At 74.2% G+C, this 21,007-nt stretch carries 12 protein-coding genes; all 12 read left to right on the top strand.

The window, feature by feature from the left end:
• Positions 1-149 precede the first annotated feature (149 nt).
• The 12 genes from QRT05_RS09390 to recO all read left to right on the top strand — a co-directional run bounded on the left by QRT05_RS09390 (position 150) and on the right by recO (position 20,985).
• Positions 150-986, top strand: a complete 837-nt coding sequence (locus QRT05_RS09390) for a PP2C family protein-serine/threonine phosphatase (protein WP_289446899.1) — start codon at positions 150-152, stop codon at positions 984-986.
• Positions 983-2,401: an FHA domain-containing protein gene (locus tag QRT05_RS09385; RefSeq protein ID WP_289446898.1), complete on the top strand. Its 1,419-nt coding sequence runs from the start codon at positions 983-985 to the stop codon at positions 2,399-2,401. Before QRT05_RS09390 ends, QRT05_RS09385 begins: the two co-directional genes overlap by 4 nt.
• Positions 2,398-3,870: a serine/threonine-protein kinase gene (locus tag QRT05_RS09380; protein ID WP_289446897.1), complete on the top strand. Its 1,473-nt coding sequence runs from the start codon at positions 2,398-2,400 to the stop codon at positions 3,868-3,870. Before QRT05_RS09385 ends, QRT05_RS09380 begins: the two co-directional genes overlap by 4 nt.
• Positions 3,867-9,995, top strand: coding sequence for a fibronectin type III domain-containing protein (locus QRT05_RS09375; RefSeq protein ID WP_289446896.1), 6,129 nt, complete (start codon positions 3,867-3,869; stop codon positions 9,993-9,995). Before QRT05_RS09380 ends, QRT05_RS09375 begins: the two co-directional genes overlap by 4 nt.
• Positions 9,996-10,042: 47 nt before the next feature.
• A complete protein-coding gene (locus tag QRT05_RS09370; RefSeq protein ID WP_289446894.1) occupies positions 10,043-10,999 on the top strand; it encodes an AAA family ATPase in 957 nt (318 codons plus the stop codon).
• Positions 11,000-11,001: 2 nt separating this feature from the next.
• Positions 11,002-12,144, top strand: a complete 1,143-nt coding sequence (locus QRT05_RS09365) for a DUF58 domain-containing protein (RefSeq protein ID WP_289446893.1) — start codon at positions 11,002-11,004, stop codon at positions 12,142-12,144.
• Positions 12,141-14,399 (top strand): transglutaminase-like domain-containing protein, encoded by a 2,259-nt coding sequence (locus QRT05_RS09360; RefSeq protein ID WP_289446891.1) that lies wholly within the window; start codon positions 12,141-12,143, stop codon positions 14,397-14,399. Before QRT05_RS09365 ends, QRT05_RS09360 begins: the two co-directional genes overlap by 4 nt.
• On the top strand, positions 14,396-15,772 hold the full coding sequence (locus tag QRT05_RS09355) for an RDD family protein (RefSeq protein ID WP_289446890.1): 1,377 nt from the start codon (positions 14,396-14,398) through the stop codon (positions 15,770-15,772). Before QRT05_RS09360 ends, QRT05_RS09355 begins: the two co-directional genes overlap by 4 nt.
• A gap of 32 nt (positions 15,773-15,804) precedes the next feature.
• A complete protein-coding gene (locus QRT05_RS09350) occupies positions 15,805-17,211 on the top strand; it encodes an outer membrane protein assembly factor BamB family protein (protein ID WP_289446889.1) in 1,407 nt (468 codons plus the stop codon).
• A 348-nt stretch (positions 17,212-17,559) separates the two neighbouring features.
• Positions 17,560-19,332 carry a 2-isopropylmalate synthase gene (gene leuA / locus QRT05_RS09345; protein ID WP_289446887.1) on the top strand — a complete coding sequence of 591 codons (1,773 nt, stop codon included), beginning with the start codon at positions 17,560-17,562 and terminating at the stop codon, positions 19,330-19,332.
• Between the two features lie 198 nt (positions 19,333-19,530).
• Positions 19,531-20,193, top strand: a complete 663-nt coding sequence (locus tag QRT05_RS09340; RefSeq protein ID WP_289446886.1) for a dihydrofolate reductase family protein — start codon at positions 19,531-19,533, stop codon at positions 20,191-20,193.
• A gap of 60 nt (positions 20,194-20,253) precedes the next feature.
• The gene (recO, locus tag QRT05_RS09335; RefSeq protein ID WP_289446884.1) at positions 20,254-20,985 is read left to right on the top strand and encodes a DNA repair protein RecO; all 732 of its coding nucleotides are present in this window, start codon (positions 20,254-20,256) and stop codon (positions 20,983-20,985) included.
• Positions 20,986-21,007 lie beyond the last annotated feature (22 nt).

The raw sequence follows: 21,007 nt of genomic DNA, 5'->3' as shown, positions 1-21,007 counted from the left end.
GCGTGACCGATCTGGTGTCAGATGTGCCGTTCTCGGCTCAGGTGAGGCACGATGTGCGCCGACGTATCGTCTGAGCCGTCAGCTCCGGCGACCGACACGAGGGGGTGACCATGCGCACGTCGTGGGGATCAGCGACCGACCGAGGGCTCGTGCGTGAGGTCAACGAGGACGCGCTGCTGGCCTACCCGCCCGTCTTCCTGGTGGCCGACGGCATGGGCGGCCACGACGCGGGTGACCTGGCGAGCCGGATCGCGGTCGAGGAGTTCGCGCAGCTGGCGGGCCAGCCGTCGGCCACGGCCGACGACGTGCACGCATGCTTCTCGCGCACGGCGAGCCGCATCCGCGGCGAGTTCACCGGTGGCCGGCAGGGCGGCACCACGGTCGCCGGTGTCGCCGTGACCGTGCACGAGGGCGGCGCCTACTGGCTCGTCTTCAACGTCGGCGACTCGCGCGTGTACCGCTGGGCGGACGACACCCTCGAGCAGGTGAGCGTGGACCACTCCGTGGTCCAGGAGCTCATCGACCTGGGGCGGATCGAGGTCGCCGACGCGGCCTCCCACCCCGAGCGGCACGTGCTGACCCGTGCGCTCGGCACCAGCGGCGAGCCGGAGCCCGACTACTGGCTGCTGCCGGCGGGACCGCGCGACCGCCTGCTCATCTGCACCGACGGGCTCACGCGCGAGCTGGGGCCGGCCGAGCTGGCCGCCGTGCTGCGCTCGGTGCCGGACGCGCAGGAGGCAGCTGCGACACTGGTGGGGCGGGCACTGGAGCACGGTGCACGCGACAACGTCAGCGCCGTCGTGGTCGACGTCGCCACCGCCTCCGGCCAGCTCGACGACGTCCACATCACGGTGCCGCGCATGGGCGCGGAGCTCGGCGTCCACCAGTGGGACGAGATGCTCCACGGGGCGACGGTGCCGCGGATCCGCCCGGCCGCCGGCTCCGTCGCCGCGACCGACCCAGCGAAGCAGGAGTTCCCGCGATGAGCGTCCCCGCCTACCGTCCCGGCACCTGGACCGCGGTCGCCTGCCCGGGCTTCGTCGCGCTGCTCGACCCCAGCGTCCCCGCCGACACGGTCCGTGCCGTGTGGGAGCGGGGCGCCGACGGCGTGCTCGGCGCGCTCGCAGTGCTGGCGCGGCAGGGCTTCGAGGGCCTGCCGGGATTTGCGCTGGTCGCGGTCCGGGGCCAGCGCGTGCACGTGGTGCAGCGCGGCGACGTCGAGGTGGTCGTCTGGTCGGCCGTCGGGTCGCGCAGCCTGACCGCGGACGGTGTCACGACCTGGACCGAGCAGGTGCTCGAGCCCGCCGTCGGCGTCGAGCTGCGCGCGGGCGGGCAGGAGTCGGCCGGCGAGGCCTCGTGGCCGCTGGGCGACGGCACGGCTCGCGCCGCGCAGATCGAGGTGGCCCTGGTCCCCGCCGCGGCGGCCGAGGGGACGTCGGCGATCCCCGTCGTCGCGCCCGAGGCACCCGCCGCCGCGGAGGACCCCGAGCAGGGGCCCGCGTCGGAGGACGCCGGCGCGGGTCGGGGGGCCGCCGTCACGACGCCCACGCCCGCCGTGCCATACGACGTGGCGACCGCACCGGCCGTCCCCGACGACGTGGCGGCCGCGCCGGCCCCCGTCGAGGACCAGGACGACGAGTCGTCGGCTCGCGCGAGCCACGACGCCGTGCCCGACGCCGTGCCCGACGACGAGCCCGACGAGCCCGACGGCGATGTCCACGTCCCCGCGCTCGTCCCGCTCGAGGCCGCGGCCGACGAGCCCGCGAGTGGGCCGGAGACGGGTCCGGCGCACGACCCCGTGCCCGCGCAGGACGAGCCGGCGCCGACCGCCCCGCAGGCGCCCATCGAGGCGCCCACGTTCACCACCGCCGCGACGAGCACCTCGTCCCCGAGCGCGCTCCCGGCGCTCGTGTCGGTCGGTGGCTCGTCGGTCGACGACCACGACGGCCTCACCATCCTGTCCACGGACCTGGCCGCGATCCGCGAGCGGCTGCCCTCCTGGGCCGCCGACTGGACGGGCGAGGCCGTGCCCGGACCGTTCGGACCGCCGAAGGAGGCGGGCGTCGTCCCGCAGCTGGTGCTCTCCACGGGCCTCGTCGTGCCGCTGGACCGGGCCGTGCTGCTGGGCCGCGCGCCGCAGGTGGCGCGCGTGACCAACAGCGAGCTGCCGCACCTCGTCACCGTGCCGAGCCCGCAGCAGGACATCTCGCGCACGCACGCCGAGGTGCGCGTGGAGAACGGCCAGGTGCTGGTCACCGACCTCGCGTCGACCAACGGCGTGCACGTGACGCGCACGGGCGAGGGCGCGCGGCGCCTGCACCCGGGAGAGGCGACACCGCTCGAGTCCGGCCACGTGGTGGACCTGGGCGACGGGGTGACGTTCACGGTGGAACGAGGGTGACAGCACGCCGGGAGCCTTCGGCGCCGCCGACGCTTCCCGGCTACCGGTATGTGCGCTTGCTGGGGCTGGGAGGGTTCGCGGACGTCTTCCTGTACCGCCAGGACCTGCCCGTGCGCGACGTCGCGGTCAAGGTGCTCCTGGCGGGCAGCCTGGACGACGACGTGCGCGAGCGGTTCCAGACCGAGGCCAACCTCATGGCCCAGCTGTCGCACCACCCGTCGATCGTCACCATCCACCAGGCGGCCATCGCCGCCGACGGCAGGCCCTACCTGGTCATGGAGTACTGCTCGCGGCCGGGGCTCGCGCAGCGCTACCGCACCGAGCACGTGTCGGTGCACGAGGCGCTGCGCATCGGCATCCGCCTGGCCTCGGCTGTCGAGGCGGCGCACTCCGTGGGCATCCTGCACCGCGACATCAAGCCCGCCAACGTGCTCACGACCGACTTCGGCTGGCCGGCGCTGACCGACTTCGGCATCGCGGCGACGGTGGGGCAGGGCGGCGGCGCCACCGTCGGCATGTCGATCCCGTGGTCGCCGCCCGAGCTGCTCGCCGAGCACCCCACCGGCGACGAGCGCTCCGACGTGTACTCGCTCGCGGCCACCATCTACTCGCTGCTCGCGGGGCGCACGCCGTTCGAGGTGCCCGGCGGCAGCAACAGCGCCCAGGACCTGGTCACGCGCATCGAGCGCACGCCGCTGCCCCAGCTGGGCCGGCAGGACGTGCCGCCGGCGCTGTTCGCCGTCCTCGAGCGCGCCATGGCCAAGCACCCGTCCCGCCGGTACGCGAGTGCGCAGGCCGTCGCGCGCGCGCTCCAGCAGGTCGAGGCCGACCTCGGGCTGCCGGTCACACCGCTCGACCTGCCCGACGTGCCCCTCGCCCCCGACGACGTGCGGCAGCCGGCCCAGAGCGACGACGCGACCCGCCTGCGACCGGTCATCGAGGTGGCTCCGAGCACCCCGACCTGGGCGGCCGTGCCCGAGGCACCGACCAGCGACGGACTGCCGGTCCTCGACGTCCCTGCAGAGGAGCCGGACGAGGAGCCCAGCTCTGGCCGGGGACGGACCGTGACGGCCATCGTCTCGGGCGTGGTCGTGCTCGCCGCGGTGATCGGCGTCGCCGCGGCCGCGATGAACCGCGACGACGGCCCCAACCCGCAGCCGAGCCAGGAGTTCTCTGTCCCCGGTGACGCCGTCGTCGGCCAGGACGTGCCCTCGCCCACCGGCCTGTCGGGCACGCGGCAGTCGGACGGCACGTTCGTGTTCACCTGGACCAACCCCCAGCCCGCCGAGGGCGACCGCTACCTGTGGGGCGTGCTGAGCGCCACGGGCGATCCCGAGCTGGCGTTCGTCCCGACGACCTCGGTCGCGGTGCCACCCACGGGGGACGATGGCCAGGTGTGCATCCAGGTGACCATCGTGCGCGCGGACGGTCGGTCGTCGGACGAGCCGACGAAGGCGTGCGCGTCATGAGCTGGCTGCGGGCCCGGCACCGCGCGACGACCGCGGCGGCGGTCGTCACCGTGCCCGTGCTCGTCGCGGTGCTGGCCATCGTGAACCAGGGCTTCCCGCTGGCCAAGCTCGACCTCAACGACGGCAGCGTCTGGGTCACGGCCACGGACCAGCTGCGCGTCGGTCGCTACAACGTGCCCGTCGAGGAGCTCAACGCGGGCCTCGTGACCGCCGGCAGCACCTTCGACGTGCAGCAGGACGGCGGCGACGTGCTGCTGCTGCAGCCGGACACGTTCGCGGTGGTCAACCCGGCCGACGTCGCGCTGGGCACCCCCGTCCCGGCACCCGGCGCCGACGTCTCGATGGCCGGCGGCGTCGTCGCCGTGGTCGACGCCGACGGCGGCCTGTACGTGCGCGAGATCACCGCCCTCGAGTCGCTCCGGGTCGGCACCGACCCGCCGGACGTCGAGCTCGGCGACGCGGGCCGCGCGGTGGTGGCTCCCGACGGCACGGTCCTCGCGGTCGACAGCGAGGGCGACGTGACCCGGGTGGCGCCCGGGCAGGCGCCCGCCGCCGCCGGCTCCCTGGGCGAGGGGCCGATCGACGCGCTCACGGCCGTCGGCGACGAGCCCGTGGCGCTGCGCGGCTCGACGGTGTGGACCACGGGCGGCCCGGTCGACGTGGACGGCGACGGGCTGGTGCTCCAGCAGCCCGGACCCGCGCGGTCCCGGGTCCTGGTGGCCGGGACGTCGGCACTGTTCGAGGTGCCGCTGGACGGCGGCTCGCCCACCGAGCACGCGACCACCGGCACGGGCGTCCCGGCGGCCCCCGTGCAGGTGGGTTCCTGCGCGCACGCGGCGTGGGCCACCGCGACGGGCTCCTACCTGCAGCTGTGCGACGGCAAGAAGGCCGTGGTCAAGAACCTGCAGGACACGTCCGCCCAGGACGAGCTGAAGTTCCGGGTGAACCGCTCGATGGTGGTGCTCAACGACACCGCGCGCGGGCGGCTGTGGCTGCCGCTCGAGGACACCAACCTGCGGACGCCCAACTGGGACGACATCGAGAAGCCGGACGACCCCAAGGACCAGCAGGACGACTCCGACAGCACCGACACGGTCCAGGACCTGGTGACCGAGTGCTCGTCGGAGGCGTCGCCGCCGTCCGCGGTGGACGACGAGTTCGGCGTGCGCCCGGGCCGCTCGACCATCCTGTCCGTCATCGACAACGACTCCTCCGCGGACTGCGGGGTGCTGGTCGTCTCCGACTTCGACGACCTGCCGTCGTCCTTCGGCCACGTCAGTGCGGTGTACGGAGGCCGTGCGCTGCAGGTGGACGTCTCGCCGTCGGCCTCCGGCACCGTGCAGTTCACGTACACGATCACCGACGGCCGGGGCACCACCGCGCCCTCGACGGCGACCGTGCGCCTGACCGCGACGCCCGAGAGCAGCAACGAGGCCCCGGTGCAGCTGCGGGTCGGCTCCATGCGCGTGGAGCAGGGCGGCAAGGCCACCTACCAGGTGCTCGCGGACTTCCGCGACCCCGACGGGGACGACCTGATCCTGGTGGGCGCGGGCGTCGCCGAGAAGTCCGGCGAGGTCCAGGTGCGTCCCGACGGCACGCTGACGTTCGACGCGAGCGGCGGCACCCTCGGTCGCGCGCGCGTCACGCTCTCGGTCTCCGACGGGTCCCATACGGTGCAGGGCAGCCTGGACGTCGACGTCCGCGCGGCGGGGTCGCTGCCGCCGCAGCTGGACCCGGTGCACGCGGTCACCTACATCGACCGGCCGATCACCGTGAAGCCGCTCGACGCCGTCCGCTCGACCTCGGACGAGCCGGTGCGCCTCGCGTCCGTCCAGGACGTCGCCGGGGCGACCGTGACCCCGGACCTCGAGGACGGCACCTTCGCCTTCCAGGCCTCGCGCGTGGGCACCTACTACGTGCAGTTCGTGGTGACGGCCGCGCCGCAGCAGGCCACGGGGATCGCGCGCATCGACGTCGTCGAGTGGCCCGGCGAGGCGCCCCCGCCCGTGGCCGTCCCCGACCGGGCGTTCCTGCCCGCGGGCGGGGAGGTCACCATCGACCCCCTGGCCAACGACTCCGACCCCTCCGGCAACGTGCTGGTCCTGACGCAGCTCACCGTCCCCGACGACTCGCCGCTGCGCGCCGCCGTGCTGGAGCGGCACCTCGTGCAGATCCGCGCCAGCCGCGCGCTGGACGGGCCGGAGGTGCTCACGTACACGGTCTCGAACGGCAACGCCCAGGCCACCGGGCAGATCGTCGTGCAGCCCGTGCCCGCCTCAGCCGAGCAGAGCCCTCCCGTGGTGCAGGACGTCGCCGTGACCGTGCGCACGGGCGGCGTGGTGACCATCCCGGTGCTCGACACGTCCTACGACCCCGACGGCGACAGCCTCTCGCTGGTGCCGGAGCTCCCGGAGCCGCTGGCCCCCGGCCAGGGCCTGCTCTTCGTCTCGGGCGACGTGCTGCGCTACCAGGCGCCGGCCACGCCCACCACGGTCCGGACCACCTTCGAGGTCACGGACGGGCTCGCGCGCACGGGCGCGACGCTCACGGTGACGGTGCACGCGTCGGACCCGGCGACGAAGGCGCCGCCGCGCCCGCGGGACGTCGTGGCTCGGGTGTTCTCCGGCGAGTCCGTGCAGATCCCGATCCCTCTCGTCGGCATCGACCGCGACGGCGACGGCGTCACCCTCCTGGGTCCGGCGTCCTCGCCCAAGCACGGGCGCGTCGAGGTGGGAGCCGACTTCATCAAGTACACGGCGTTCGCCGGCGACGTGGGCACCGACGAGTTCACCTACGCGGTGGAGGACTGGGTGGGGCAGCGTGCCGTCGCCACCATCCGGGTGGGCATCAGCGCCCGCCCCAGCACCGCCGTGCGCGTGGTCGCCCGGGACGACGCGGTCACGGTGCGCCCGGGGCAGAGCGTTGACGTGCGGGTGCTGGCCAACGACGTCGACTCCAGCGGCAACGGGCTGCGGCTGGACCCCGAGCTGGTGGTCCCGGACGGCATCGAGGCCACCGTGGAGGACCGGCGCATCGCGGTCGTCGCCCCGAAGAAGAACGGGCAGTGGAGCATCCAGTACCGGGCGAGCAACGCGCTCGGCGGGCAGGACACGGCGGTGCTCCAGGTCACCGTCGACGACGACGCCCCCGTGCTGCGGCCCATCGCGCGCGACGTCGTCGTGCCCGCCAAGGACACCTTCGGCCTGACCGAGGTGTCAGTGGACGTGCTCGCCGTCGCCCAGAACCCCAGCGGCCCGCTCGAGGACCTCGCCGTGTCCGTGCCCGCCACGGTGGCGGACGTCGCCCGCGTGGACGCGGCCGGCAACGTCATCGTCACGCTCGTGGACACCGCGCAGACGGTCCCGTTCCTGCTCACCAACACCACGGCGCCGGGTGGGAAGGTCGCGTCGTACGCGTTCATCACCGTCCCCGCCCGCGGCGAGTTCCCGCCGAGCCTGCGGCCCAACGTGGCCACGCCGCGCGTCGCGTCGGGCGAGCGCGTGGAGCTGCAGCTCGACGAGTACGTCAAGGTCGCACCGGGCCGCAGCGCCACCATCCTCGACGTCACCGCGGTGACGGCCTCGAAGTCCAACGGCGAGAGCCTGGTCAAGGACAGGTCCACCCTCGTCTTCACATCGGCCGAGGGCTACGCCGGCCCGGCCTCGATCACCGTCCCGGTCACCGACAGCACCGGGCCGGGGGACACGCACGCGCGCACCGCCTACCTGACGATCCCCATCGACGTGTTCGCGGCCGAGGACCACCCGCCCGTGTTCACGCCCGCCGTGATCGAGGTCCCGCCCGGGGAGGCGCCCGTGCTCGTCGACCTCGCGGCCTTCACCAAGGGACCCGACGGCGCCGCGGGCTCCGCCACCCGGTACTCGTACGCGATCACCACCGCGACCCCGCCGGGCTTCACCACCAAGCTCGAGGGCTCGGTGCTGTCCGTCAGCGCGGCGGCCACCACCAAGAAGGGCACCACGGCGTCCCTGGGCCTCCGCATCGGCTACGGCCGCACCGGGACCCTGGACGAGAAGATCGACCTGCGCGCGAGCGCGAGCATGCGACCGACCGCGCGCGTCCTCAACCGTTCGGTGCCCGACGGCGCCGAGGGGCAGCAGGTCACGCTCGACGTGCTCGAGGGCGCGTTCAACCCCTTCCCGGGTTCGCCGCTCACGGTGGTCGACGCGGCCGTGGAGACGCCCGGCTCGGGCACCGCGGGGCACACCGCCTCGACGGTCAGCGTGCGCCCCGACGTCGGCTTCATCGGGTCGATGGTGGTCCGCTTCCGGGTGCGGGACGTCACGGGCGACCCGGACCGCGACGCCGAGGGCCGGATCACCGTGACGGTGCGCGGCAAGCCCGCGACCCCGGTCGCCCCGCGCATCGGGGCGGTGCGCGACCGGAGCGTCGCGCTGTCCTGGACCGCACCCGACAGCCGGGGCACGCCCATCACGGGCTACCGCGTGACCGCGCAGCCCGGCGGCCTGACCAAGGAGTGCGCCACCACCAGCTGCACGTTCGACGGGCTCACCAACGACACGGAGTACACGTTCACCGTCGAGGCGCGCAACGCGGTCGGCTGGTCCGACCCGAGCGGGGCGTCGCTGCCCGCCCGTCCCGACGCCGTGCCCGACGCGCCCGGGGTGCCGACGCTGACCTTCGGGGACGGGCGGCTCGACGTCTCCTGGAACGCGCCCAAGTCCTCGGGCTCGCCCGTGACGTCCTACACGGTCGAGATCACGGGCGGTGTCACGGGCTCGGTCACGGAGACGAGCACGCGGCACACGTTCACCGGGCTGAACAACGGCACCGCGTACACGGTCCGCGTGCGGGCGCACAACGCCGCCCCGGACCCCAGCGCATGGAGCCCGTCCGCGACGGAGACGCCCGCCGCGGCCCCCGACGCCCCCGAGGTCAAGGCGCTGCCCGCCGACACCAACGCGGGGCGCGTCCTGGAGATCACGTGGACCGAGCCGCGGTCCAACGGTGACCGGATCGGCAGCTACGAGGTGACGATCGACGGGCCGAACGGCTTGACCGCGACCGTCCCCGCCGGGACGCGTCGCTACACGTTCAACGACGCGCAGACGAAGGTCGCCTACAAGGTCTCCGTGCGCGCCAAGAACAAGGCGGGCTGGGGGACGGCCGGGACGACGACGGCGTCGACGTTCGGGCTGCCCGCGGCGCCCACGGGGGTCACGGCCTCCGCGCCCGCGGGCGAGGGTGCGATCGACCTGTCCTGGAACGCCGCCGACGACAACGGGTCGCCCATCACCGCGTACGAGGTCAAGCTCCCGGACGGTAGCATCCACTCGGTGGGCGGTGCGCGCCTGAGCGTGCGGTTCGACGGCCTCGACGGCGGCGTCACCTACCAGTACCAGGTGCGCTCCGTGAACGCCGCGGGCTCGAGCGCGTGGAGCGCCCCGGCCTCGGCACAGGCGACCACGCCGCCCCCGGCACCGGACGGCCTGAGCTTCGAGACGGTCGAGACCGGGTCGGGCGGCCGGCCCACCCGGATCAAGGTCTCGTGGAACCCCGTCACGAACCTGGGCGGCGGGTCCGGGCTCACCTACGCGTACACGGTCCGGGGGAACACGACGCTGGCCCGCGACGACGGGCTGACGGGCACCTCGGCGACGTTCGACGTGCCCGCGACCGCCATCCCGTTCTCGGGCGTCGACCTGACGCTGTCGGTCCAGGCCTCGACCACCATCGACGGCCGGTCGTACGCGGGCTCGACGGCGACGAAGACGCAGCGCTTCGACTGGGGCTCGGTCCCGGACACGGTGCCCGACGTGGCCGTCGCGGCCGACCAGAGCCCCGACCCCGGCACGTTCACGGTCTCGTGGAACGCGCCCGACGACGGCGGCCTGCGCATCTCCGGGTACGACGTGCGCTGGCGCGCGGACGGCGACCGGTGGAGCTCCGACACGGCAGGCGCGAACGCCACGTCCATGCGCCTGTCGGCCCGCGACGTCCTCGGTGCGGACCCGGCAGCGGGCTCGCACCAGGTGACCGTGCAGGTCAGGGCGCGCAACGCGAAGGGCGACGGCGCGTGGAGCGCCGAGGCCACGACGACGATCGAGATCTCCCCACCGCCCGACGGCGGGACCGGCCCATGAGCCCGACACCGACCACCAGCACAGCCCCTCCGAGGAGAGACACGCAGATGACCCCCGAGCAGAGCGCCTGGTTCGCCGAGACGTTCGACGCGCTCGTGTCCAACGTGGGCCTCGCCCTGCTGGGCAAGGAGCACACCATCCGGCTGGCCCTGACGGCGATGGTGGCCGAGGGGCACATCCTGCTCGAGGACGCGCCCGGCACCGGCAAGACGAGCCTGGCGAAGGCCATCTCCGCCACGGTGCAGGGCACGCACCACCGCATCCAGTTCACGCCCGACCTGCTGCCGTCGGACGTCACGGGCGTGACGATCTACGACCAGGGCACGCAGCGGTTCGAGTTCCACCCGGGACCGGTGTTCGCCTCGGTGGTGCTCGCCGACGAGATCAACCGGGCCTCGCCCAAGACGCAGGCGGCGCTGCTGGAGGTGATGGAGGAGGGCAACGTCACGGTCGACGGCATCACGCACGCCGTCGGTCGCCCGTTCATGGTCATCGCTACCCAGAACCCCATCGAGCAGGCCGGCACGTACCGCCTGCCCGAGGCGCAGCTGGACCGGTTCCTGCTCAAGACGTCGCTCGGGTACCCCGACCGCGCGTCGGCCATCGAGATCCTGGCCGGTGCCAAGGACCGCACGGCGTCGCTGACCGCCCGCATCACCACGCAGGCCGTCGGCACCATGGCGGACCTCGCGCAGACCGTGCACATCGAGGAGGCCGTGCTCGACTACATCGCCCGGCTCACCGAGGGCACGCGCGAGGACGGGCGCACGGCGCTGGGCGCGAGCGTCCGCGGCGGCCTCGCGCTGGTGCGCTGCTCCAAGGTGTGGGCGGCGTCCGAGGGCCGCGAGTTCGTGGTGCCCGACGACGTCAAGGCGCTGGCGCAGCCCGTGCTCGCGCACCGGATCATCCTCGACTCCGAGGCGGAGTTCGCCGGCGTCACGCAGGCGGAGGTGGTGGCGCGCGTCCTGGAGACGACCGCGCCGCCCACGGTGCGGGTGGCCTGAGCATGCGCGTCTCACCCCTGGGCTGGGGGGTCGCGGTCCTCGCGGCCGCCGCCCTCGTGGTGGGCCGGTGGCTGGGCTGGCTCGAGCTCGCGGCCCTGGGCGCAGGCCTCGCCGCCGTGCTCGCGGTCTCCCTGCTCATGATGATCGGCCGTGCGCGCTACCAGGTCGACCTGGACATGGCCGACCGGCGCGTGCGGATCGGCGAGCGCGCGGTGGGCCGCGTCAGCGTCACCAACCGCGCGCGCCGCCGGGCGCTGCCCTCGCGCGTCGAGCTGCCCGTGGGCTCGAACGTCGCCGAGCTGGGGGTGCCCAGCCTGGGCCCGGGCGGCACGCACGACGAGCTGTTCGCGATCCCCACCCAGCGTCGTGCGGTCGTGGTCGTCGGCCCGGTCCGGTCCGTGCGCGGGGACCCGCTCGGCCTCGCGCGCCGCAGCGTGCTGTGGACGCGGCCCGTCGACCTGTACGTGCACCCGCGCGTCGTGTCCCTCGCCGGCGCGAGCGCGGGTCTGCTCCGCGACCTCGAGGGCCAGTCGACGCGCGAGATCACGGACGCCGACCTCTCGTTCCACGCGCTGCGCGACTACGTCGCGGGCGACGACCGGCGCTACATCCACTGGCGCACCACGGCGCGCCGAGGCGTGCTGATGGTCAAGCAGTTCGAGGACACCCGGCGCACCCAGACCGTGCTCGCGCTCGCCACCGACCCGGCCGACTACGCGCACGAGGACGAGCTCGAGCTCGCGGTCTCCACCATCGCGTCGATCGGCGCCCAGGTGATCCGCGAGGAGCGTGGCCTCGCCGTGCTCGCGGGACCGGGCAGCCTGCGGGTCGACACGCCTCCGCGGCTGCTCGACGACTGCTCGGCGATCGTGACGTCCGCCTCCGGGGCGAGCGCGACCGTGCTCGGGCGCCGCATCACACGGGAGACGCCCGACGTGACGGTCGCCGTGCTCGTGTCCGGTTCGGTGCCGACGGAGGCCGACCTGCGCCTGGCCGCGCGGTACGTGCCCTTCGGGACGCGCACGCTGGTGGTGCGGTGCGAGCGCGGTGCCTCCCTCGCGGTGCGCAGCCAGGGAGTGTTGACGCTGGCGACCCTCGGCGAGCTCGACGAGCTGCCCCGACTGCTGAGGCGCGCGCTGGCATGAGGAACCGTCCCCTCCGGTCCGCCGGGCAGACCGCCGTCGACGCCGCGTGCCTGCTCGGCGTCCTGGCCGTGGTCCTGTGGCCCCAGGTCGAGGTGTACGGCGGCACCGCCGCCGTGCCGGCGATCGTCGGCGGCCTGCTGCTGGGCGGCGGGGTCGCCGTGCTCTCGGCCGCTCGGGGCTGGTCACCGCTCGCCGTCGTCGCGGTGGTGGTGGTCGTCTACTTCGCGGCGGGTGGGCCGCTCGCCGCGCCGTCGACCACGGTCGCGGGTGTGCTGCCCACGCTCGACACCCTGGAGACGCTCCTGCGGGGGGTCGGCTCCTCCTGGCAGCAGATGCTCACGCTCCAACCGCCCGTCGGCTCCAGCGGTGGCCTGCTCGTGGCCCCGTACCTGCTCGCGCTCGTCGGCTCGGTGGCCGCGCTCGGCATCGCGCTGCGGGCCCGGCGCGGCGGCGCGGCGGCCATCGTGGTGCCGGTCGTGGTCGCGGGCGTGGTCGCCCTGCTCGGCACCCGGCGGCCCAGCATCCCGCCGATGACCACGGGCGTGGTGCTGCTGCTCGTCCTGCTGCCCTGGGCCGCATGGCGGGCGGGCACGCTGCGGCTCCGCCGCGTGCTCTCGTTGACGGTCCTGACCGCGGTCGGGCTCGGCGGCTCCCTGCTCGGTGCCCCCGCGGTGGTGGGCGAGACGCCGCGGCTCGTGGTGCGCGACGAGATCGTGCCGCCGTTCGACCCGCGCGCGTACCCGAGCCCGCTCGCGGCCTTCCGCGACTACGTCAAGCGCGAGAAAGACACCAAGCTCTTCACCGTCACCGGCCTCCCCGCGGGCGCCACCATCAGGCTGGCCACCATGGACCGCTACGACGGCGTGGTGTGGAACGTCGCGGGCAACGGCACCGCCGAGAGCTCGGGGGAGTTCCGCCGCGTCGGCGAGACCATCCCCAGCAACGCGCGCGGCAGCGCGGCGCACGTCGAGATGACGATCGACAAGCTCTCGGGCGTGTGGCTCCCGACGGTCGGCGAGGCGACGTCGATCGACATCGCGGACTCCGCCGCCGCCGAGGGGCTGCGGTTCAACGAGGCGACCGGGGCCGCGGTCCTCACGGGCGCGCTGCGGCCGGGGCTGTCCTACGCGCTGGACGTCGTCGTGCCGCGGGACCCGACCGACACCCAGGTGGGCAGGGCCGAGACCGAGGACGTCTCGCAGCCGCCGACGAACGTGCCCGACGTCGTCGCCGTGACCGCCGCCGACGTGGCCCGCGACGCCGGAACGCCCGTGCAGGTCGCACGCACGCTCCAGCAGTGGCTCTCCGAGAAGGGCTACTTCAGCCACGGGGCGACCGACGCGAACCAGGTGCAGTCGTTGTCCGGGCACGGAGCGAACCGCATGGTCTCGCTGCTCGACGGCGACATCATGGTGGGCGACGGCGAGCAGTACGCGGCTGCCATGGCGCTCATGGCGCGGGCGATGGGACTGCCGGCGCGCGTCGTGCTCGGCTTCGTGCCGCACGCGGCATCGGACGGGTCCGTGCCCCAGGGCGAGCCCGTGACCGTCACGGGCGACGACCTCGAGGCGTGGGTCGAGATCCCGTTCGTGGGGTACGGCTGGGTGCCGTTCTACCCGACGCCGCCGCGCGAGCAGACGCCCGAGCAGAACGAGAAGCCCAACCCGTCGGACCCGCAGCCCCAGGTGGTCCAGCCGCCCCCGCCGCCGCCGGACGCCGTCAAGCCGCCCGACGACGACACCGAGCAGCCCGGCACCAAGACACCGCCCTCGGACCAGAGCGACGGCTCGCTGTGGAGCACGATCGCCAAGGTGGGCGGGGTCGTCTCGGTGCCTCTGGCGATCCTGGCACTTCCGTTCCTCGTCATCGGCGCGGTCAAGGCGCGACGGCGGCGCAGGCGGCGACGCGACCGGGACGTGGCCCGACGAGTGGCCGGTGGCTGGGACGAGGTGCTCGACGCGGCCGTCGACCTGCGCCAGCCCGTGCTGGCGCACGCCACCCGCGCCGAGTCGGCCCGCTCGCTGGCGACGGCCTTCAGCGCAGCGGGTGACGTGCACCAGCTGGCCAGCGCCGCGGACCGCGCGGTGTTCTCCGCCCACCGGCCGACCCCCGCCGAGGCGGCCGCGTATTGGGCGGACGTCGAGACCGCCGTCCGGGGCATGCGCCGTGCCGTGGGCTGGCGGCGACGCACGTGGGCGCGGCTGTCCCTGGCCTCGCTGCGCGGGCGGCACCGTCCGCGCAGGAGCCGTCCGTGAGCGGCCGCGCGTCGATGGCGCGCCCGTCCGTGGCTCGTCGGTCGGTGGCGCGTCCGTCGATGGCGCCCGCGCCCGCCCGGGTGGCCTCGCTGGGCCGCCGGTTCCTCGCGGCGACGCTCGACACGCTCGTGCTGCTGCTGGCCGGCACGCCGTTGCTGCTCGGCCGGTCCGCGGGTCCGGTGGTGGTCGTCGTCGGCGCGGCTCTGGTGCTCGCGCTGGTCGTGCTGCAGTGGGTCTGGCACGGCACGCGCGGCTGGACGCTGGGGCGGCTGGTGCTGGGCCTGCGCACGGTGGACGTCGAGACGCTCCGGCCCATCGGCCTGGGCCGCGTCCTCGTCCGCGGGCTCGTGGTGGCCGCCGGGGCGCTCGTGCTCGGAGTCGGGCAGCTCGTGGTGCTCGTCTCGCCCCTGTTCGACGCGACGGGGCGCAACCGCGGCTGGCACGACAAAGCCGCGGGCGACGAGGTCGTGGACCTGCGCGACGACGAGCTCGACCAGGCGCCGCAGTGGTTCGACGATGCGGCGGCTGAGGTGCGCGCGACCGTGCCCGTCGCCGTAGCCGCCCAGGAGCCCGCGCGCCGGCCGCCCGCCCGCCTGGTTGCGGCAGACGCCCCGGTCGTGCCCGCGTGGGCGACGGCGTCCGACCCCGCCGACGCACCCACCGTGACCGGATCCCACCCGCTCGTGCTGGCCCCGCTGGTCCCGCGCGAGCACGGCCCCGACGTGGACACGCGCGCGATGCCCGTCGTCCGGGTGGGTGCCCGGCAGCGCGTCGAGACCGCCGCCGTTGAAACCTTTCGCGCCGACGATGCCCGGGCCGACGATGCCCGCGCCGACGGTGCCCGCGCCGGCGTTGGCCGCGCCGGCAGCGTTCGCACCGAAGGTCAGGCGCCTCCGGTCGTCGACGCCCAGCTCGACGCCGACGTCGACGCCGGACTCGACTCGTTCTTGGAGCCCGAGGTCGAGATGACGCGCCGATCCGCACCCAGGCCCGAGGTCGCGCCGGAGCCGGAGGTCGTGGAGTCGCCCGAACCGCGGACGAGCGCCGAGCTCGCGCTCAGCGACGGTCGTCGCGTGGTCGTCGAGGGCGTCGCCCTGATCGGCCGCAACCCGTCGGCGGTCGTCGACGTCCAGACCATCAGGGTGGTGGATCCCGGCCGCTCCGTCTCGAAGACCCACCTGCAGGTCGCGGTCTCCCCGGCGGGGATCTGGGTCGCCGATCGCGGGTCCACCAACGGCACCGTCGTCACCCTGCCGGACGGCGCCCAGGTGGTGTGCCCCGTGGACCACCCGGTGCGCCTGCGACCGGGTTCGACCGTGACGTTCGGCGACTACTCCTTCGTCGTGGTGCGAGGTCCGTCGCCCGCCGCCTGACGCGGACGGCTGCGCGGACGTACGGTGCGGGGATGAGGCCCAACGGCCGGGAGCCCACGGTGAGCGTGGTCGAGCTGGACGAGGTCGAGGACGGCGCCGCCGCTCGGTCTCGGGGCGCGCGCGGGCCGCTGTGGGGCTGGGCGCGCCGGCGGCCGGTGCTCGCGGCGGTCGCGGGCACGCTCGCCGTGGGTCTGCTCGTCGGATTCGTGCTCGTCGCCCCGCACGTGGCGGCCGACCGCGAACGTGTCGCGGTGCTGGAGCCCGCCGCGTTCGACGGCGCCGTGCACTCGCTCGCGCGCGCACCCCGGGAGCGGTGGAGCGCGCCGGCGGCGTCGGCGATGGCGCCCGTCCTGGTGGGCGACGTCGTGGTGGTGGCGCAGGACTCCCCGGTGCTGCACCTGGCCGGGCTCGACGTGGTCACCGGAAAGCCGTTGTGGCGCACCGAGGCGATCGGCACCACGGCCGCCCCGGTGCAGGGCTGCGTCGAGAGCGCGGCGCGCCTGGCCTGCATCGTCGGGCTGCGCGGGCGGGGTGAGCGACCCCCCTCGCGCGTCGTGCTCGTCGACGTCGGGACGGGGCGCGTGCTCGCCGATCACCCAGTGCAGGGGCGGTGGGTCGAGATCGAGGCCGTGGACGACGACGTCGTGCTCGCTGGGTGGGTACCCGCGGGCATGGGCGTGGTGCGCGTGGATCCCACCAGCGGTGCCCAGGAGTGGACGACGCCGCCGTCGGATCGGGCGCACCCGCGCGCGACCGGCAACATCGGGCTGGCCGTCGCGGGACGGGTTGTCGTCGCTTCCTCCTTCCCGGCGCAGATGGCGATCGACGCAGCCGACGGCCACCCCCTGCCGGTCGCGATCAGCGACGACCTCGTGCGGCTGCGCCCCGACGGCGTGTACGTGCGCACGCGGTTCGAGTCCCGCGCGGGTGGCGTCTCGGCCACGTCGGTGCTCATGGACGGCGCCGGCAGGGTGGTGCGCACGGCGAGGGGCGAGGCGGTGATCCCTGCGGTGCACGACCCCGCCTCGCCGCGCGTGCTCACGGTCGAGGCGACTCGGGGCGGCGTCGGCGTCCGCGCCTACACCGACGGCGCCGCGCCGCTCTGGCGCGCCGCCGAGCCCGCGGGCTGGGTGGTGGCCGACGCCGGCGGCCGCGTGGTGGTCGAGCGCAACGGCTCCTTGGTCGGGCTCGACGCGGCGTCGGGCGAGCGGGTGTGGCAGCGGCCCGCCGGGGTCGAGTCGCGTTCGGCGTTCTCCGACGGCGACAGGGTGGCCGTGCTGGTGAACCTGCCCGGCAGCGAGTCGGGCATGGCGGCGTTGCGGCTCGCCGACGGCGATCGGGAGTGGCAGGTGGCGCTGCCCACGGGCACCCGGCGTGTGGTGCGCTTGGGCGCCGAGCTGTACGCCCTCAGCACGGACCGCCTGGTCGCGCTGCGCTGAGCGGTTCGCGCTGCGCCCCGCGCGGGTCGGTTTGTGCTCCGCGCCCCGCGCTGGTCGGTTTGTGCTCCGCGCCCCGCGCTGGTCGGTTTGTGCTCCGCGCCCCGCGCTGGTCGGGTTGTGCTCCGCGCCCCGCGCTGGTCGGGTTGTGCTCCGCGCCCCGCGCGGGTCGGTTTGTGCTCCGCGCTGGTCGGTTTGTGCTCCGCACCCTGACCGGGAGTAGGGTGGCGCACATGCTCGGGTACACCCTCCTTCTTCGCTGCCGCGGCGAGGCCTTCTAGGCCGGATCCTCGCCGCGGTGTTCCGTGTGCCGGCTGGCCACCCGCAGACACGCAGCGAAGGAATGACCCCATGAGCTATCTCGAGACGAGCCCCCAGCAGCCGTCGCCCATGCCGATCCACAAGTACCGGCCGTTCCACGAGCAGATCCGTGTCGAGCTGCCGGACCGCCGATGGCCCGACGCCCGCATCGAGAAGGCACCGCGCTGGTGCGCGGTGGACCTGCGCGACGGCAACCAGGCGCTCATCGAGCCCATGAACCCCGCACGCAAGCTCGAGATGTTCGAGCTGCTGGTGCAGATGGGGTTCAAGGAGATCGAGGTCGGCTTCCCGGCAGCGTCCCAGACGGACTTCGACTTCGTGCGGATGCTGATCGAGGAGGGGCGCATCCCCGACGACGTCGTCATCCAGGTGCTGACCCAGGCGCGAGAGCACCTCATCGAGCGCACCTACGAGGCGATCGCCGGCGCCAAGCAGGCCATCGTGCACCTGTACAACTCGACCTCCACGCTGCAGCGCGAGGTCGTGTTCCGCTCGGACGAGGACGGCATCGTCGACATCGCCGTGTCGGGCGCGCGCTTCTGCAAGAAGTACGAGGAGCTCGTCCCGGACACCGAGGTGTTCTACGAGTACAGCCCCGAGTCGTACACGGGCACCGAGCTGGAGTTCGCGCTGCGCATCTGCAACGCCGTCCTGGACGAGCTGGAGCCGACGCCGGACCGCAAGGTCATCATCAACCTGCCGGCGACGGTGGAGATGGCCACCCCGAACGTCTACGCCGACTCCATCGAGTGGATGAGCCGCAACCTGCGCTACCGCGAGTCGGTCGTGCTCTCGCTGCACCCCCACAACGACCGCGGCACCGCGGTCGCCGCCGCCGAGCTGGGCTACCAGGCCGGCGCGGACCGCATCGAGGGATGCCTGTTCGGCAACGGGGAGCGCACCGGCAACGTCTGCCTGGTGACCCTGGGCATGAACCTGTTCAGCCAGGGCATCGACCCCCAGCTGGACTTCTCCGACATGGACCACATCCGCCGCACGGTCGAGCGCTGCAACCAGCTCCCGATCAACGAGCGCCACCCCTACGGCGGCGACCTGGTGTTCACGGCCTTCTCGGGCTCGCACCAGGACGCCATCAAGAAGGGGCTGGACGCGCTCGAGAAGTCGGCGACGCGCGAGGGCAAGTCCGTCGACGACATCGTCTGGGCGGTGCCCTACCTGCCCATCGACCCCAAGGACGTCGGGCGCTCCTACGAGGCGATCATCCGGGTCAACTCGCAGTCGGGCAAGGGCGGCATCAGCTACCTGATGAAGTCCGAGAAGGACCTGGACCTGCCTCGCCGGCTCCAGATCGAGTTCTCCCAGGTGGTGCAGCGGCACACCGACGAGCACGGCACGGAGGTCACGGCCGACGAGCTGTGGCGCATCTTCGTCGACGAGTACCTGCCCGTGGAGGCGACCCAGGTCGTCACGCCCGTGCAGGACTTCGGCGACCTGGTGCCGTGGGGGCGGTTCTCGCTGCGCGGGACGCGTGCCACGAGCGTGCAGGACGGCGCCGACACGCTCGTCGTGGACCTCCTCGACCGGGGCGAGCCGCGCACCATCGAGGGCGCGGGCAACGGGCCGGTGGCGGCCTTCGTCACCGCGCTCAAGGGCATCGGCGTGGACATCGCGGTGCTCGACTACGCCGAGCACGCGCTCTCGGCCGGCGGGGACGCGACGGCCGCCGCCTACGTCGAGTGCGCGATCGGCGACCAGATCCTGTGGGGCGTCGGGATCGACCCGTCGATCACCACGGCGTCGCTCAAGGCCATCACGTCGGCCGTCAACCGCTACCAGCGCTGAGTCCCGCGCTCCCGGCCTGCCGGGGCGCGCACACCGCCGCCGCTCCGGCGCGCGCGGTCCTCGTCGGCGACCCCGACGCACGCCGTGCGCACACTCGCGCCGCCGATCCTCGACCACTCGCCGTCACCACCCTCGACGGTCGTGGGCTCTGGGCTCGGCGGCGCGAGTCTGCGGTGACACGCCCGCTACGGTGACGCGATGACGAAGCTTCGGGTCCACGCGCTCGCAGTCTCCCTCGACGGCTTCGCCACGGGGGAGGGCCGCACGACCGAGGCTCCGTTCGGGCACGCCGGGCCGCGCCTGATGCAGTGGTTCTTCCCCACGCGGACCTTCGTCAGCATGACGGGCCACGACTCCGAGGCGGAGGGTCTCGGCACGACCGGTGTCGACGACGCGTTCGCCGCCGCGACGAACGTCGGTATCGGCGCGGAGATCATGGGACGCGGCAAGTTCGGTCCGCAGACCGGCCCCTGGCCCGACGAGGCGTGGCAGGGCTGGTGGGGCGAGGAGCCGCCCTTCCACTCGCCCGTCGTCGTGCTCACCCACCATCCGCGCCCGGACCTCGTGCTGGGGGAGACCACGTTCATGTTCCGCGACGCGAGCCCGCACGAGGCGCTCGCGCTGGCGACGGAGCTGGCGGGCGGGCTCGACGTCCGGCTCGGCGGTGGACCGTCGGTGGTCCGCGCCTTCCTCGAGGCGGACCTCGTCGACCACCTGCACGTCGTCGTCGTGCCGATCGTGCTCGGGCGCGGGGTGCGGCTGTGGGACGGGCTCGAGGGTCTCGAGGAGCGGTTCGCGATCGAGACCGTCGCCTCACCCACGGGTGTCGTGCACCACGTCTTCACCCGCGCTCCGCGCTGACCAGGGGTCCGTCCCCGCGCGCCGACGTCGTCTGTGGGTGCACGGGGCGACAATGGGAGCGTGAGCCTCTACCGCGACGAGGCGATCGTGCTGCGCACCCACAAGCTGGGGGAGGCCGACCGCATCGTGACCCTCCTGACCCGCACGCACGGCAAGGTGCGCGCGGTCGGCAAGGGCGTCCGCCGCACCTCCTCGCGGTTCGGCTCGCGGCTCGAGCCGTTCATGCACGTGGACCTGCAGCTGTCCACGGGCCGCAACCTCGACATCGTGACGCAGGCCGAGACGATCGGCTCCTACGGCCGTGCCGTGTGCGAGGACTACACGCTCTACACCGCCGGGACCGTGATGCTCGAGACCGCGGACAGGCTGGTGGAGGCCGAGCGCGAGCCGGCGGTCCAGCAGTACTGGCTGCTCGTGGGCGCCGTGCGCGCGCTGTCCACGCGTGAGCACGCCCCCGGCCTGGTGCTCGACTCCTACCTGCTGCGCGCGCTGGCCATCGCGGGCTGGGCGCCGTCCTTCACGGACTGCGCCCGGTGCGGCGAACCCGGCCCGCACCACGCGTTCGCCATCGCCTCGGGCGGCGCGGTGTGCGCGCGCTGCCGGCCACCGGGCGCGGCATCACCCGCACCCGAGACCTTCGCGCTGCTGGCCTCCCTGCTGGTGGGGGACTGGGCCGTGGCCGACGCGAGCGCGGAGCGGCACCGCGGCGAGGGCAACGGGCTCGTGGCCGCATACAGCCAGTTCCACCTCGAGCGACAGCTGCGCTCGCTGCCGATGGTCGAGCGCGTGTGACCCTCCGGCGGTAGGCGGGAGC

It is taken from the genome of Cellulomonas edaphi, assembly GCF_030362815.1.
GTDB lineage: Bacteria > Actinomycetota > Actinomycetes > Actinomycetales > Cellulomonadaceae > Cellulomonas > Cellulomonas edaphi.
This window is presented reverse-complemented; position numbering and strand designations above follow the sequence as displayed.